Genomic DNA, 14,961 nt, shown 5'->3' on the forward strand with positions numbered 1-14,961 from the left:
TGGCGAGGATCAGGGCGCGGGGCGGCCGGCGTGCGGCCGGGGGGTGCCCGCCTCACCGTCCCAGGAACACCGGGTTGGTGAAGGCCGCCATCACCCCCGGCACCGGTCCGGCCGCCGTCTCGTGCCGCAGCTCCGCCCGGACGTAGGCCGCGTACGCAGGGGTCGTCCGCCACTCCACCGTGCCCGTGCCGGACACGGGCAGCGGCTCGCCGGTGAACAGGACGCCCTGGTCGGTGACGAACCGGACCGAGCAGCGCGGCGCGCCGGACACCTCCAGCCGGGCGGTCACCGTGGTGCCGGGGGCGACCGCCAACCGCTCGCCGATGCCCGCCTGTTCGCCGCCCTCGGCCGTCACCGAGAAGGACAGCGAGACACTCTTCGACTCGGCCACGTAGGAGCGGCCCGCCCGCAGCCCCTCCAGGATGGCTTCCCTGGTCAGCTCGTCGGCCAGGACGACCGTCTGCGGCATCCCGACCACGTCCGGATCGCGGTGCGCGTCGCTGTCGCCCATCGCCGGCAGCCACGCCCGCCCGTCCCGCACCGACGCGACGAGCTGCGCGTCCCACGCGGCCAGGGTCACCTCGTCGTCGGGCGTCCAGGCTCCGTTCCACACCTCGACGGCGTCGGCCTCGGCGAACCCGAACTTCCAGCCGCAGCCGACACAGGTGGCGTGCGGATGGGCCGGTACGACCAGACCGCCGGCCCGGCGGACCGCCCGCGCGAAGTGGGCCCAGCGGTTGTCCCGGGCCCGGTAACGCCAGTCGACGAAGGTGCCCGGCTCGATGCCGAGCGCCAGGACGTGACCGTTCCTGGTCGTGACCTCCTCGCCGAGCAGCACCAGCAGGTCGTCGCCCGCGGCGTCGGCCCAGTGGGCGTGCGAGGCGTTCGTGTTGTGGTCGGAGCTGTTGATGAAGTCCAGCCCGGCCGCCCGGGCCAGGTCCGCGATCTCGGCCGGGGTGCGGCGGCCGTCGGAGTGCCAGGAGTGCAGATGGCAGTCGCCCCGGTACCAGGCGCAGCCCCGGCCCGGCGCCCGGGAGGGCGGATACACCGGCGCGGGCGCCTTCCCGCTCTCCCCGGCGGTCAGCGTGACCGTGACCTCGTACGACAGCCCCTGCGGCGCCACCGTGTAGGGCCCGAGCACGATGTGCCAGGTGCCGGGACGCAGCGGTCCGGGGAGATAGCCGGGTGTCGCCTCGTCGGCCCGCACGAAGAACTCCGTCCGGGCGCCGCCCGACCAGCCCCGGAAGCCCCGGCCGCCCAGTTCGTGGCCGCGCTCGTCGAAGAGCCCGATGTCGAGGGCGTTGCCGGGTGTGCCGGGCGGGACGGAGGGCTTGTCGTAGGTGTAGGTGACCTTCAACTCGGCCGTGCCGGGGGGGACTTCGACCGGGAGGTAGACGTAGTCGGGGGAGCCCGCGGGAAGGGTGCCGCGCATCGTCGTCACTCCCTCAACGTAAGGCACCACAGGGGCGCGGGACAGTACCGATTTGCGGCTTCGCCGCACGGGCCCGATCGGCCACAGGGTGCCCGCCCCCGCCGGTGGACGATCGGCCGGTCCCGCCGGCCGCGGACAACCAACCAGTCGGTATGGACACTTCGCATCGCACCCGGTACAGATGGCCCATGCGTATCGCCGTCACGATCTTCCTCACGGACGAGACCATCACCCCCGTCCGGCTCGCGCATGAGCTGGAAACGCGCGGCTTCGCCGGCCTCTACCTCCCCGAACACACCCACATCCCCGTCGAACGCACCACCCCGTACCCGGCCGGCGGCGACCTGCCCCGCGAGTACGGCCGCACCCTCGACCCCTTCGTCGCCCTCGCCCAGGCCGCGGCCGTCACCGAGCGGCTGGCGCTCGGCACCGGGATCACACTCGTCGCCCAGCACGACCCGATCGCCCTGGCCAAGCAGATCGCCACCCTCGACCACCTCTGCGGCGGTCGCTTCACCCTCGGCCTCGGCTTCGGCTGGAACGTCGAGGAGGCCGCCGACCACGGCGTCGAGTGGCGCGAACGCCGGGAACTGGTCCGGGACCGGATGGGCCTCATGCGCGCCCTGTGGTCCGAGGAACCGGCGGGTCACGAAGGGCGTTTCGGCGGCGTCCGGCCGAGCTTCGCGTTCCCCAAGCCGGTGCAGAAGCCGCGGGGTCCGGTGGTGGGCCCGCGGACGCTCGTCGGCGGGGCCGCGGGGCCCAGGCTGTTCGCGCACATCGCCGAGTACGCGGACGGCTGGATGCCGATCGGCGGGCGCGGTCTCGCCGAGTCCCTGCCGGTGCTGCGCTCGGTCTGGGCAGACGCGGGCCGCGACCCGGCGTCCCTCCAGGTGGTCCCGTACGCCGTCCTGCCCAGCCCCGGCAAACTCGCGCACTACGCCGAACTCGGCGTGCAGGAAGTCGTCCTGCAACTGCCGCCGGCGGGGGAGGCGGAGGTGCTGAAGACGCTGGACGCGTACGGCAACTTCCTGCGGGCGAACAGTGCGTGAGGGCACCGGCTCGGGCGGCGTGTCCTGCCGGGCCCCTGACCTCGCCGAACCGGCGCAGCCCCTACGTATGCTCAAGGGATGACGACTTCCGCGACCCCCGGAACCGGCCCCACCGAGAACTCCATGCGTCGCGCCCTCAAACGTGCCCGGGACGGCGTCGCCCTCGATGTCGCCGAGGCGTCGGTCCTGCTCCAGGCGCGCGGCGAGGCCCTCACCGACCTCGCCGCGTCCGCTGCCCGGGTACGGGACGCGGGGCTGCAGGCGGCGGGCAGGCCCGGCGTCATCACGTACTCGAAGAGCGTCTTCATCCCCCTGACCCGGCTGTGCCGGGACAAGTGCCACTACTGCACCTTCGCCACCGTGCCCGGCAAGCTGCGCCGCGCCGGGCACGGGATGTTCATGTCCCCGGACGAGGTGCTGGACATCGCCCGCAAGGGGGCCGCACTCGGCTGCAAGGAAGCCCTGATCACCCTCGGCGACAAGCCCGAGGACCGGTGGCCCGAGGCGCGCGAGTGGCTCGATGCGCACGGCTACGACGACACCATCGCCTATGTCCGGGCCGTCTCCATCCGCATCCTGGAGGAGACGGGCCTGCTGCCCCACCTCAACCCGGGCGTGATGAGCTGGACGGACTTCCAGCGGCTGAAGCCGGTCGCGCCGAGCATGGGCATGATGCTGGAGACGACCGCCGAGCGGCTCTGGTCCGAGCCCGGCGGCCCGCACCACGGCTCCCCGGACAAGGAACCCGCCGTACGGCTGCGCGTCCTGGAGGACGCCGGCCGTTCCTCCGTGCCGTTCACCTCCGGCCTCCTCATCGGCATCGGCGAGACCCACGAGGAGCGCGCCGAGTCCCTGTTCGCCCTCCGGAAGGTCTCCCGCGCCCACCACGGCATCCAGGAACTGATCATCCAGAACTTCCGCGCCAAGCCGGACACGGCGATGCGCGGCATGCCGGACGCCGAACTGGACGAACTCGTCGCCACGGTGGCCGTGGCCCGGCACATCATGGGCCCGAGCGCCTGCCTCCAGGCCCCGCCGAACCTCGTCGACTCCGAGTACGGGCGGCTGATCGGCGCCGGCATCGACGACTGGGGCGGGGTGTCGCCCCTGACCATCGACCACGTCAACCCGGAACGCCCCTGGCCGCAGATCGAGGAGCTGGCCGAGCGGTCCCGGGCCGCCGGCTTCGAGCTGCGCGAACGCCTCTGTGTGTACCCGGAGTTCGTCCGCCGTGGCGAGCCCTGGCTGGATCCCCGGCTGCGCCCGCACGTCAGCGCCCTGGCCGACCCGGAGACGGGCCTGGCCCTCCCGGACGCGGTGGTCCAGGGGCACCCGTGGCAGGAGCCCGAGGAGGTCTTCGTGGCGTCGGGCCGTACGGACCTGCACACCTCGATCGACACCGAGGGCCGTACGGGCGACCGGCGCGCCGACTTCGACGAGGTGTACGGCGACTGGGAGGCGCTGCGCGAGGCGGCGGCCCCCGGCATGGCGCCGGAGCGCATCGAGGCCGACGTGCGCGAGGCGCTGCGCACCGCGGCCGACGACCCGACCCGGCTGACCGACGCCGAGGCCCTGGCCCTGCTGCACGCGGACGGCCCGGCGCTGGACGCGCTGTGCCGGATCGCCGACGACGTACGCCGCTCGGCGGTCGGCGACGACGTCACCTACATCGTCACCCGCAACATCAACTTCACCAACGTCTGTTACACGGGCTGCCGCTTCTGCGCCTTCGCACAGCGCCGCACGGACGCCGACGCGTACACGCTCTCGCTGGAGCAGGTGGCCGACCGGGCCGAGCAGGCCTGGGAGGTGGGCGCGGTCGAGGTGTGCATGCAGGGCGGCATCCACCCGGACCTGCCGGGCACGGCGTACTTCGACATCGCCAGGGCGGTGAAGGAGCGGGTCCCCGGCATGCATGTGCACGCCTTCTCGCCGATGGAGGTGGTGAACGGTGCCACCCGCACGGGCATGCCGATCCGGGAGTGGCTGACGGCCGCCAAGGAGGCCGGGCTGGACTCCGTCCCGGGTACGGCGGCGGAGATCCTGGACGACGAGGTCCGCTGGGTGCTGACCAAGGGCAAGCTGCCCACGGCCACCTGGATCGAGGTCATCACGACGGCGCACGAGCTGGGCATCCGCTCGTCCTCCACGATGATGTACGGCCACGTGGACCAGCCCCGCCACTGGCTCGGCCATCTGCGCACCCTGGCCCGGGTCCAGCGCGAGACGGGCGGCTTCACCGAGTTCGTGACCCTGCCCTTCATCCACACCAACGCACCGGTCTACCTGGCGGGCATCTCCCGCCCGGGCCCGACGATGCGGGACAACCGGGCGGTCACCGCGACGGCCCGGCTGCTCCTGCACCCCTGGATCCCCAACATCCAGACAAGCTGGGTGAAACTGGGCGCCGAGGGGGCGGCCGAGATGCTCCGCTCCGGCGCCAACGACCTGGGCGGCACCCTCATGGAGGAGACGATCTCCCGGATGGCGGGCTCGTCGTACGGCTCGTACAAGTCGGTCCGGGACCTGGTGGCGGTGGCCGAGGCGGCCGGCCGGCCCGCGAAGCCCCGCACCACGCTCTACGGCGAGGTCCCCGAGGAACGCCGGCGGGCGGCCGAGGCGTCCGACGGCCACCTCCCCGAGCTGCTGCCGGTCCTGGACTGAGCCTGTCCGGATACCGCGCCTGCGCACCTCACGGGCGGGAAGATCCGTGCCATCATCCCGCCACGTTGACTCCAGGGGGCGTGAGGGTGTCGAGCGAGGTTCAGGCCCGCCGCACGCGGCGGCTGGTGATAGGCACCGCGGTGGCGCTGGCCGTGACCGGGATGTCCGGTGACCTGATCTTCAGTGAGCTGAAGGGCGAGTGGGCCCTGGGGGCCTTCGCCGGTGCGGTCGCGCTGGTGGGGGGCCTGACCGCGGTCATGCACCGCCACTCGGAGGGCGAACGGAGCGAGCCGGCACACCTGGGACCGAACCCACCCCGCCAACTCCCCCGCGCGGACGTCCTGGTGGGCCGCGACGTCCTGAGCGCCGGCCTGGTCGCCCGGCTCCGGGACGTACCGACCCCGGCGAGCGGCACCCTGCCGGGAGATCCGGCCGCAGGGCAGGCAGCGGTGATCGTGCTGCACGGCGCGGCCGGAACGGGCAAGACCGCTCTCGCCGTGCACGTGGCGCACCGGGTCGTGGAGCACTATCCGGACGGGCAGCTGTACGTCGACCTGTGGGGGGACGGGGACAGCCCGCGTGACAGCGGCGAGGTCCTGGGGGAGTTCCTCCACGTCCTCGGCACGGCTTCCGAGGACATCCCCCGCCGGACGGACGACCGGGCCGCGCGCTTCCGCAGCCTGACGAACAACCTTCGGCTGCTCGTCGTCCTCGACAACGCGCACAGCACCGAACAGATCCAGCCGCTTCTGCCCGTCGGATCCGGCTGCTCGGTGCTGGTGACGAGCCGGCGTTCCCTGTCGGCGGGGAGCAGCACCCGGCGCCACAGCGAGAAGGTGGTGCTCCCCGACGAGGACGAGGCCCTGGAGGTCCTGAGTGCGCACGCGGGCCGGGAGCGGATCGCCGCGGACCCCGTGACGGCCCTGGAGATCGTGCGGTTCTGCGGACGGCTTCCGCTGGCGCTGCGCATCGTCGGCGGAAAGCTGGCGACCCGTGACGACCTGACGCTGCGGCGGATGCACGCCCGTCTCCAGGACGAGCGCGACCGGTTGCAGGAACTGGTCTTCGAGAACTGGAATCTGCAGGCCTGCCTGTCCCTCATCCACCGGGACCTCCCGGAGACCGCCCGGCACGCGTTCGCGCTGATGGCCGCCCTGCCCGTGGGCAGACTCACCGACTGGCACGTCGGCCGGTGCCTGCCGACGGCGGCCGGGGCGGGCGTCGTCGCCGACGAACTCGTCGGCGTGGGACTGATGGAGGCGCAGGGCAGCGGTGACGGTGCCGAGGAATCCGGCTACCGCCTCCACGACCTGGTGCGTGTCTTCGCTCAGGAGCAGTACGACGCCCTGCCGCCGCAGGAGCGCCGCACCGCCGAACAGCGCCTGGTCCGCGCCTATCGTGAAGCGGTCGTGTACCTGGCCGCGGCCCGTGCTCCGGAACTCGGGGCGGAGTCGTCGCGCGACCGCGCAGGCAACCTGGACCGCGGCACGGCGGGAGTCTGGGTGGCGGGGGAGAGCGCACGCATCCAGTGGGCGATCGGCCGTGCCCGGCGCCTCGGCCTGGAATCCGAGGGCGCGGAGCTGGCCGAGGGCTTCACCTACTTCCTCGACGACGTCACCCTGCCCGGCGAGTCCGAGCAGTGGCTCTTCGACGCACCCACCGAGCAGCGGGCCCGGGTGCTCGGCAGTCTGCGGCGCGGCCGCGCCGCGGCAGCCCTGAACAACGGCAGACCGGACGCGGCGCTGGACGTGTTCCTGCCCGGGGGCGGTTCCGATTCCGCCGCTCCGCTCGCCGCGCGGGACCGGATCGTCGTGGCGCGCGCCTACGCGGCCAAGAGCGACTACCCGGCGGCCCTCGACCACATGACGACGGCCGTGCGGGAACTGCGCGCGGACCACGACCGGTGGCACGTGCTGTCCTCCCTGGAGAAGCTCGGCGAGTTCCAGCGGTGGCGCGGGCAGCCCGAGAAGGCGGAGGAGAGCCAGCGGGAGGCGCTGAGCCTGGCGGAGGAGTTCGAGGACCGGCGGTCCCAGGCCCGGTTGCGCCGCACCCTGGCCGAAACGCTCGGCTATCTGCGCCGGCCCGAGGAGGCCGCACCGCTCCTGGAGCAGGCCGTGCACGACTTCCGGGTCTTGGGCGACCGCTTCTGGGAGGGCGCGAGCCGGTACGCGCTGGGCAAGATCTACCGGCTGCTCGGCCGCCGCGAGAAGGCGCTTCAGGAGTACGACAAGGCCGAGGAGATCTTCGGCCCCATGGGCGAACGGCTCTGGGTCGGCCGCATCGACAACGCGCGCATCCGCGTGTACGCCGGGATGGAACGCTACGACGACGCCTGGACCGCGGCCCAGGCGTCCCTCGCCGTCTTCCGGCAGCTGGGGCACGAGGTGTGGCACGCCCATACGCAGCGCGACGTCGGCTGGCTGCACCTGCGCCAGGGCCGGCCCGCCGAGGCGTCGGCTCCGCTCACGGAGGCGGTGGAGGTGACACAGCGGGCCGGCGACGCCTACGCCGAGGCCATGGCCCTGCACCTGCGCGGAGTCGCCCACCGCGAACTGGGTCATCCGCAGCAGGCACGTGCCGATCTGGAGGCGGCGCTGGCCGTCTACCGGGGTGGTGCCTACGAGTGGAACGAGGCGATCGTGCTGCACGACCTGGTCCGGGCGCTGCACGCCGAGGGTGCCTCGGTCGAGGCGGCGCGTGTGGAGTCCTCGGCCGCCGCCAACCCGGCCTTCGCCCGGATGTCCGGACGGGACGGCGCCCGCGCCGTCCCGGACGAGGAGTGACGGAGGGGCGGAGGGGCCGGACCGGGGCGGGCTGGGCGGACTGGGGCGGGAACCGGCGAGGGGAGGGGCCGCGGGGCAGCAGTACGATGATGCGACCCCCGGCGGAGGGGTTGAGTAGCGAGGAGATGCGTACCCGTGGCTGCCCGACTGCCCTCGTGGGCCTGGGTCACCGGTCTGACGGCGGGAGCGACCGCGGCCGTGGTCGTCCTCGCCGTCCAGGCGGACCACGGGCCGCATCCCACGGCCGCGACGACCCGGCCCAGCGCATCGGCGTCGCCGAGCGCCCACCCGAGCACGAGCCCGGAGGCACCGGCGGCCCCCGCGCTGCCGGACCAGTCCGGTGAGGGCCGCCGGATCGTCTACTCGGTGGGCGAGAAGCGGGTCTGGCTCGTCGACGCGACCGGCCGGGCGACCCGCACGTTCACCGTGTGGCCGGGCACGGTCAGCCCGCAGCCCGGCCGCTACTCGATCACCCTGCGCACCCAGTCCCTCAAGGGCTCGGACGGCGTGGAGATCGAGCACGTCATGTACTTCACCAAGGTGGCCGGTGTGAACGTCGCCTTCTCCAACGCCCTCGACGGCGCGTCGCCGCCGCCGGCCAACGGCCAGAAGCTGGGCGGCATCCGCATGCACAAGGAGGACGGAGCCGCGCTCTGGTCCTTCGGCGATCAGGGCACCAAGGTGGCCGTCGTCGACTAGCGTCCGTTCAGGACACCGACATGGCGGCCGTCAACTGGCGTCCCGCCGCGGGACGGGCAGGTGGTTGACGATCAACGCCACCCCGCTGAGCAGGAACACCCGGGCCGCCGCGTCCAGCCCGTTCCAGGTCTTCGACTGCCACATCGAGAACCACTCACCGCCGATCGCGATGAACCCGGCGCCGAAGAGCAGCAGAAGCATCAGCAGCCCGTAGGTGGAGAACCGCCGGGCGCGGTCGTCATCGCGCCGCGCCCAGAGCCACGTCCCCCGGATCAGCACGAGCGCCGCAACCGTCTCCCACACGATGATCAGGACGTAGGCCGTGTCCTGCAGGGCGGTGCTGGTGATCGCCCGCCACATCAGGTCGTCGTCCTTGAAGGTCGTGTCCATCGCCAGCACGTGCCGCACGAACTGCTGGTTGGTCCCGAAGTCGGTGATGTTCCCGAGGGCGACCAGGGCGATGTAGAGGGCGAGTATGCCGGTGAGCACACCGGCGGCAAGCTGGAGGCCGGTGTGGCGCGCGGGGGTGGTGGGGGTCATGGTCATGACCGGGATTCTTCCCGATCCCCCCTGGCTGTCAGCCGTTTTCGGCCGCGAGGCGACGGCGCCCGGCTTGCCGTCAGCGGCGGCCTCCTCGCCCTTCGTGGCTCACCCTACGTGTCGGGATCGTCGCCCATGAGAGTGGGGAGTCCCGGGAGGCCGGGTCCCGCGTATCCACGACCCGGTGCACCAGGTGCTCGATGTCGGCACGGAGGTCAGTCGTCAACTCGGCGGGACGCAAGCCGACCTGGTTCGACCGCGAGGGCGGACTGCGCGAGTTCGACATCCTCGGCGGGCGCGGCGTCATCGGTTTCCTCGCCGTACTCCGGCACGAACGCGTCTACGTCTGCAACATCACTTGGTACGGCTGAGCCCGCCCTGACGGCTTTCAGTGCCGTGCGGCCTCGCCCGTCACCACCGGCCGGACCTTGGTGAGCAGCAGGTCCAGGAACTGGTCGGGGTGCCGGAAGGACGCGAAGTGGCTCGCCCCCCGGATCAGGGCGAAGTCCTTCACCGGGGCCGTGACGTCCTCGAAGAAGGCGCGGGCCGGCTCCGGCGGGGTGAGGACGTCGCTGTCGCCCTGGAAGAGGAAGAAGGGCAGGCGGAAGGCGGTGCCCTCGGCCCGCTCGTCGATCGTCGTCGCCTGCGGGCCCAGTTGTTCGGAGAAGTTCATGCCTCTCATGTACGTGCGCAGTCCGCGCAGGTCGTGGAGGGGCGAGAACCACAGGGAGCGGATGACGACCGTCTTCATCGTGTCGTAGGTCAGCGGATCGGTGGTGGCCACGATCTTCGCGTACTCCGACCACTCGCGCGCCGACCAGACGGACCGGTCCGCTCCCATGGCCACCACCTTCGCCAGCTCCTTCTTCTTGCCGGCCTTCCGCAGCCGCTCCCGCAGCGCCTGGTACGCCGAGGTGTCCCGGCCGCCGCCGATGATGTTCTGGTCGGTGCCCACGTACGCCGAGTACAGCTCGGGGTGGTTGCGGGCCAGGCGGAGACCGGTGACCGTGCCGAAGCTGTTGGCGACCAGCAGCACCTTGGCGACGCCGAGACGGGCGCGGACATGGGCCGTCACCTCCAGGGCGTCGGCGTAGAGGCGGTCGAGGGTCATCTCGCCCTGGCCCTGCGGGCCGCCCGCCGTGAAGGTCTTGCCGGCGCCCCGCATGTCCCAGCGGACGATCGTGAAATGCCGCTCCCAGGCGCGGGTGCGCGGCGCGAAGACGAGGTTGGAGGCGCCGGGGCCGCCGTGGATCTCCAGGATCACCGGATTCGCCAGGTCCTCGCCGCGGATCGAGATCCACTGGTCGATGCCGCCGATGCGGACGTACGAGGACTGGTCGATGCCGTGCGGGGCCGTGATCCGCAGGTTCTTGGCGTGGGCGCGGCGCTTGAGGGCGCGGTAGGTGAGCAGCATGGTGCCCCCCTGAACTGTTTATGTCGTCAGCAGTTGTGTTTACGGTATATACAGTTGGAGTGCGGAGTCAACGGGCTTCGCCGGAGCACAGAGGGAGGGGCCGATGGCCGGACGGAACAAGGACCAGGACAAGTCACGCGACCCACGGGCGAGCCTCGCGCTGCTCTGGGGTGAACAGGAGCAGCCCACCCGCGGTCCCAAGCCCAAGCTGAGCCCGCAGCGCATCGCCGCGGCCGGCGCCGAACTGGCCGATGCCGAGGGCCTGGACGCCGTGTCCATGAACAAGGTCGCCGGCGGATTCGGCGTTTCGGCCATGGCGCTGTACCGGTACGTCCCCGGCAAGACCGAACTCGTGGAGCTGATGGTGGAGTCGGTCCTCGCCGAGGGCCCGGACCTGTCCGACGTACCGGACGGTGACTGGCGTACGGCCGTGCGGGAATGGACCCGCCAGTGCGCACGCGTCTACGCCGCCCACCCCTGGCTGCTCCACGCCACCGCCATGCGCCGGCAGATCATGGGCCCCTGCCAGCTGCACTGGCTGGACACCGCTCTCGCCGCCCTGGAGCCCACCGGCCTCGGCGGTGCCCGGCGCCATCAGATCTTCCTGCTGCTCATCGGCCTGGTCCGCAACCTCGCCCAGCAGCGCAGCGACCACGAGGAGGCGCAGGGACGGGAGTGGGACCGGCTCACCGCCGACCTCCTCGCCCGGCACGCCGACCGCTTCCCGGCCCTCACCAAGGCCGTCGCCGAGGGCGCCTTTCAGCCGGACGGCACCGATCCGCTGGAGTTCGGGCTCGACCGCATCCTGGACGGCGTCGAAGCGCTCGTCGCCTCCGGGGCGTAGGACGGACCGCACGGCCAGGAGGGCCAGGCCGGATCGACTGACCGGAAATGCCCTCCGGTGGCTGTTTCGCCCCGCTGAACGGACCATTCCCGGTCGATTACAGTGCCTAGCGTCGTACGGGCGGACGGTGCCGTGAGGAGGTCTGGTGACGATGACGTCCGGTGCCGTCTGGGGCCGCGCCGAACAGCAGGACTTCCGCAGCAGGGTGCGCGGCACCCTGCTCGGGGTCGCCGTGGGCGACGCGCTGGGCGGGCCGGCCGACCCGCTGTCCCTGGAGGAGATCCGGGCCGCGTACGGCGGCGAGGGCCTGCTGGACCTGGCCTTCGGACACGGCCGGCGCGGCACGGTCACCCACCACACCCAGCTCACCCTGTTCACCGTCGACGGGCTGATCCGCGCCCAGGTGCGCCGTGACACCGGCGCCTGGCATCCGCCGACCGATCTGCACCGGGCGTATCTGCGCTGGGCCGCCACCCAGCGGGACTGGGGCCCCGACGAGCGCCGCAAGGACGACGGGTGGCTGGCCCGGGAGGAGTGGCTGTACGCCCGCCGTGACCCGACCCGGGCCCTGCTCGTCGGACTCGGCGACGAGACCATGGGCACACTGGAGTCCCCGAAGAACCCCGGCGAGCTGGGGCCGGAGGCCGTCGCCCGCTCGGCGCCGTTCGGACTGCTGGTCGGCTGGGAGCCGCAGCTCGTCGTGCAGCTGGCCGTGGAGTGCGCGGCCCAGACCCACGGGCACCCCATCGCCTACCTGTCGGCGGGCGCGTACGCGGTGATCGTGCACGCGCTGGCCCGTGGCGACAGCCTGGACGGCGCGGTGCAGCGGGCCCTCGCCCTGCTCGCCGTCCGCCCCGGCCACCAGCCGGTCTCGGACGCACTGCAGCACGCACTGGGCGCGGTACGGCAGGGGATGCCGACCCCCGCCCGGGTGGAGGAGCTGGCCGGCGACGGCACGGCGGACGGGCTGCTGGCCGCGTCCGTGTACTGCGCGCTGGTGGGGGAGGACGTACGGCACGGCCTGTGCCTGGCGGTGAACCAGAGTGGCCCCTCGGCCGCCGCGGGCGCCCTCACCGGCGGCCTCCTGGGCGCCCTCCACGGCGAAACGGCCCTCCCCCCGGCCTGGCTGGCCGAGCTGGAGGGCCGCCCCACGACCCTGGAACTGGCCGACGACTTCGCCATGGAAATGACCCAGGGCCCGGCCCTGCACGGCCCCGCCGGGTCGTCACCGGGCTGGCTGGCACGGTATCCGCGTGCCTGACCTCAGGCGCGGACGCAGTGGTGGACGGTCATGCTGCCGTGCGCGTCGAAGTGGCGGATGCGCAGGCCGGCCTGCTTGTTGTACTGCACGTCCAGCCGCTCGCCGGAAGCGGTGCCCGAGACACCGGGCGGCTGCCACGGCAGCATGAGGGAGACGGAGTCCCCCACCGTGGCCGGCACGTTCGCGGCGGCGGCCTCGTCCATGTCGCTGCTGTCGGGGTCGAGCCGTTCGGGCACCTGGAGGGCGAGCCGGCCGCCCTGGAGCGCCCACGTGCCCTTCGGCGACCGGTCGCCGGCGTTCATGGCCCACGTCCCGTCGCCCACGGTGACGGTGTAGCTGTACGGCTCGGCGCTCGCACCCGGCGGCTGCGAGGTGACCTTCCACGAACCGCGCACGAAGGCCGCGAACGCCCTGCCCGTCACGCCGGTGGCCCCGCTCTGGCTGCCGCCGCCGCTCGTCTTGCCGTTGCCGTTGCCGTTGTCGCCGCTTTCGTGGCCCTTGTCGTTCCCGTTGCCCTTGCACGCGGCGAGCAGCGACGCGCCGACACCGATGGCCAGATACCGCAGGGTGGTTCGGCGGCCCACCAGCCGGGAGGCCGCCCGCACTTCGTCCAGACTCATCGTTTCCCCGTTCCTGCCCTTTGAAGATCAACGGGCAGACTACAAGGCCGGGTTGGGTGCTCCCACGATCTACAAGGCCTGGTTGGGTGCTCCCACGATGTCGTCACCCGCCGCGGCCGGTACCGGGATCGCCGACGCGTCGCCGTCCGTGTTGACCCGTTCGATGACCGCCAGCCGTTCCGGGGTGTCCTCCGGCTTCGCGTAGCCGATCAGGATGTACAGGACCAGGGAGACCGCGAGCGGGACCGAGACCTGGTACTGGAGGGGGACGCCGCCGTCGACGTTCCAGGTGACGGGGTAGTTGACCAGCCAGAAGGCCAGGAGGCCCGCCGCCCAGCCGGTGAGCGCCGCGGTCGGGCCGGAGCGGCGGAACGGGCGGAGCAGGCCGAGCATCATCGGGATGGCGATCGGGCCCATCAGACCGGCCACCCACTTGATGACGACGGTGATGATGTCCTTGAAGGCAGGGGAGTTGACCTGGGTCGCCACCGCCATGGACAGCCCGAGGAAGACGACCGTCGTCATCCGGGCCGCGATCAGGCCCGAGCGGTCGCCCCACGCCCGGGCACGGGAGGACAGCGCCGGAGCGACGTCACGGGTGAACACCGCCGCTATCGCGTTCGCGTCGGAGGAGCACATGGCCATGGTGTGCGAGAAGAAGCCGACGATGACCAGGCCCAGCAGGCCGTGCGGCAGCAGCTGTTCGGTCATCAGGGCGTAGGAGTCCGAGCCGTCCGGCTTCTGCGCGTGGACCAGCAGCGGGGACATCCACATCGGGAAGAACAGGACCACCGGCCACACCAGCCACAGGATCGCCGACAGCCGGGCCGAGCGCTCGGCCTCGTAGGCGCTGCCGGTGGCCATGTAGCGCTGGGCCTGGTTGAGCATGCCGCCGTTGTACTCGAAGAGCTTGATGAACAGGAACGCCAGCAGGAACACCGTGCCGTACGGGCCGACCAGCGGCTTGCCGTGCCCGTGCAGCGCGGGCTCGTCCCAGGCGCCGAGGAAGCCGATGTCCTTGTCGCTCAGCTTCACCACGACGGCCACGAACATCGAGATGCCGGCCAGCAACTGGATGACGAACTGGCCGAGTTCGGTCAGCGCGTCCGCCCACAGTCCGCCGATCGTGCAGTAGACCGCGGTGATCGCACCGGTGATGAGGATGCCCTGGTTCAGGGACACCCCCGTGAACACGGACAACAGCGTCGCGATCGCCGCCCACTTGGCGCCCACGTCCACGATCTTCAGCAGCATGCCGGACCAGGCGAGCGCCTGCTGGGTGGGCTGGTTGTAGCGGTTCTTCAGGTACTCCAGCGGGGAGGCCACATGGAGCCGGGACCGCAGCCGGTTGATGCGCGGCGCGAACAGCTTCGACCCGATGGCGATGCCGATCGCGATGGGGAAGGACCAGGTGATGAAGGAGGTGACGCCGTAGGTGTAGGCGATGCCCGCGTACCCGGTGAACATCACGGCGCTGTAGCCCGACATGTGGTGCGAGATGCCCGAGAGCCACCAGGGCATCTTGCCGCCGGCCGTGAAGAAGTCGGAGACGTTGTCCACGCGCTTGTGCGACCAGACGCCGATCGCGACCATCACACCGAAGTAGCCGATGAGCACGGCCCAGTCGAGACTGTTCATGTGCCCGATCGTGGGTG

Annotated in this window: 12 protein-coding genes; 7 read left to right on the top strand and 5 right to left on the bottom strand. The window is 72.1% G+C overall.

The features are described from left to right. Nucleotides 1-52: 52 nt before the first annotated feature. Nucleotides 53-1,432 carry a CehA/McbA family metallohydrolase gene (locus tag ACZ4SF_RS19125; RefSeq protein WP_468385982.1) on the bottom strand — a complete coding sequence of 460 codons (1,380 nt, stop codon included), beginning with the start codon at nt 1,430-1,432 and terminating at the stop codon, nt 53-55. A 188-nt stretch (nt 1,433-1,620) separates the two neighbouring features. Between ACZ4SF_RS19125 and ACZ4SF_RS19130 the strand changes: the two genes are divergently transcribed. The 4 genes from ACZ4SF_RS19130 to ACZ4SF_RS19145 all read left to right on the top strand — a co-directional run bounded on the left by ACZ4SF_RS19130 (nt 1,621) and on the right by ACZ4SF_RS19145 (nt 8,627). Further along, a complete protein-coding gene (locus ACZ4SF_RS19130; RefSeq protein ID WP_468385526.1) occupies nt 1,621-2,481 on the top strand; it encodes an LLM class F420-dependent oxidoreductase in 861 nt (286 codons plus the stop codon). A gap of 78 nt (nt 2,482-2,559) precedes the next feature. Continuing rightward, nucleotides 2,560-5,145 (top strand): bifunctional FO biosynthesis protein CofGH, encoded by a 2,586-nt coding sequence (locus ACZ4SF_RS19135; RefSeq protein ID WP_468385529.1) that lies wholly within the window; start codon nt 2,560-2,562, stop codon nt 5,143-5,145. Between the two features lie 86 nt (nt 5,146-5,231). Then, nucleotides 5,232-7,928, top strand: a complete 2,697-nt coding sequence (locus tag ACZ4SF_RS19140; protein ID WP_468385532.1) for a tetratricopeptide repeat protein — start codon at nt 5,232-5,234, stop codon at nt 7,926-7,928. 135 nt (nt 7,929-8,063) lie between these two features. Beyond that, on the top strand, nt 8,064-8,627 hold the full coding sequence (locus ACZ4SF_RS19145; RefSeq protein WP_468385535.1) for a hypothetical protein: 564 nt from the start codon (nt 8,064-8,066) through the stop codon (nt 8,625-8,627). 30 nt (nt 8,628-8,657) lie between these two features. On the opposite strand, the gene ACZ4SF_RS19150 is transcribed toward ACZ4SF_RS19145, so the two are convergent. After that, nucleotides 8,658-9,173, bottom strand: a complete 516-nt coding sequence (locus ACZ4SF_RS19150) for a DUF2165 domain-containing protein (protein WP_468385537.1) — start codon at nt 9,171-9,173, stop codon at nt 8,658-8,660. Between the two features lie 194 nt (nt 9,174-9,367). Between ACZ4SF_RS19150 and ACZ4SF_RS19155 the strand changes: the two genes are divergently transcribed. Continuing rightward, nucleotides 9,368-9,538 carry a hypothetical protein gene (locus ACZ4SF_RS19155; protein ID WP_468385540.1) on the top strand — a complete coding sequence of 57 codons (171 nt, stop codon included), beginning with the start codon at nt 9,368-9,370 and terminating at the stop codon, nt 9,536-9,538. A 17-nt stretch (nt 9,539-9,555) separates the two neighbouring features. Here the strand turns inward: ACZ4SF_RS19155 and ACZ4SF_RS19160 are convergent, their stop codons facing one another. Next, the gene (locus ACZ4SF_RS19160) at nt 9,556-10,581 is read right to left on the bottom strand and encodes an alpha/beta fold hydrolase (protein WP_468385543.1); all 1,026 of its coding nucleotides are present in this window, start codon (nt 10,579-10,581) and stop codon (nt 9,556-9,558) included. 103 nt (nt 10,582-10,684) lie between these two features. Here ACZ4SF_RS19160 and ACZ4SF_RS19165 point away from each other — a divergent pair, with 103 nt between their 5' ends. Both ACZ4SF_RS19165 and ACZ4SF_RS19170 read left to right on the top strand, forming a co-directional pair. Next, complete coding sequence (locus ACZ4SF_RS19165) at nt 10,685-11,425, top strand: TetR/AcrR family transcriptional regulator (RefSeq protein ID WP_468385546.1); 741 nt, start codon at nt 10,685-10,687, stop codon at nt 11,423-11,425. Nucleotides 11,426-11,570: 145 nt separating this feature from the next. Next, on the top strand, nt 11,571-12,686 hold the full coding sequence (locus ACZ4SF_RS19170) for an ADP-ribosylglycohydrolase family protein (RefSeq protein WP_468385548.1): 1,116 nt from the start codon (nt 11,571-11,573) through the stop codon (nt 12,684-12,686). Nucleotides 12,687-12,688: 2 nt separating this feature from the next. Here ACZ4SF_RS19170 and ACZ4SF_RS19175 read toward each other — a convergent pair whose 3' ends face one another. Further along, nucleotides 12,689-13,306, bottom strand: coding sequence for a hypothetical protein (locus ACZ4SF_RS19175; protein WP_468385550.1), 618 nt, complete (start codon nt 13,304-13,306; stop codon nt 12,689-12,691). A 69-nt stretch (nt 13,307-13,375) separates the two neighbouring features. Beyond that, nucleotides 13,376-14,944, bottom strand: coding sequence for a sodium:solute symporter family protein (locus tag ACZ4SF_RS19180; protein WP_468385553.1), 1,569 nt, complete (start codon nt 14,942-14,944; stop codon nt 13,376-13,378). Nucleotides 14,945-14,961 lie beyond the last annotated feature (17 nt).

The organism is Streptomyces sp. NPDC027663 (assembly GCF_055566415.1).

Bases quoted from the DNA above. Each gene is read 5' to 3' on its own strand.
- ACZ4SF_RS19125 (WP_468385982.1), bottom strand. From the start codon at position 1,432: ATGCGCGGCACCCTTCCCGCGGGCTCCCCCGACTACGTCTACCTCCCG.
- ACZ4SF_RS19130 (WP_468385526.1), top strand. From the start codon at position 1,621: ATGCGTATCGCCGTCACGATCTTCCTCACGGACGAGACCATCACCCCC.
- ACZ4SF_RS19135 (WP_468385529.1), top strand. From the start codon at position 2,560: ATGACGACTTCCGCGACCCCCGGAACCGGCCCCACCGAGAACTCCATG.
- ACZ4SF_RS19150 (WP_468385537.1), bottom strand. From the start codon at position 9,173: ATGACCATGACCCCCACCACCCCCGCGCGCCACACCGGCCTCCAGCTT.
- ACZ4SF_RS19155 (WP_468385540.1), top strand. From the start codon at position 9,368: ATGTCGGCACGGAGGTCAGTCGTCAACTCGGCGGGACGCAAGCCGACC.
- ACZ4SF_RS19160 (WP_468385543.1), bottom strand. From the start codon at position 10,581: ATGCTGCTCACCTACCGCGCCCTCAAGCGCCGCGCCCACGCCAAGAAC.
- ACZ4SF_RS19165 (WP_468385546.1), top strand. From the start codon at position 10,685: ATGGCCGGACGGAACAAGGACCAGGACAAGTCACGCGACCCACGGGCG.
- ACZ4SF_RS19175 (WP_468385550.1), bottom strand. From the start codon at position 13,306: ATGAGTCTGGACGAAGTGCGGGCGGCCTCCCGGCTGGTGGGCCGCCGA.
- ACZ4SF_RS19180 (WP_468385553.1), bottom strand. From the start codon at position 14,944: ATGAACAGTCTCGACTGGGCCGTGCTCATCGGCTACTTCGGTGTGATG.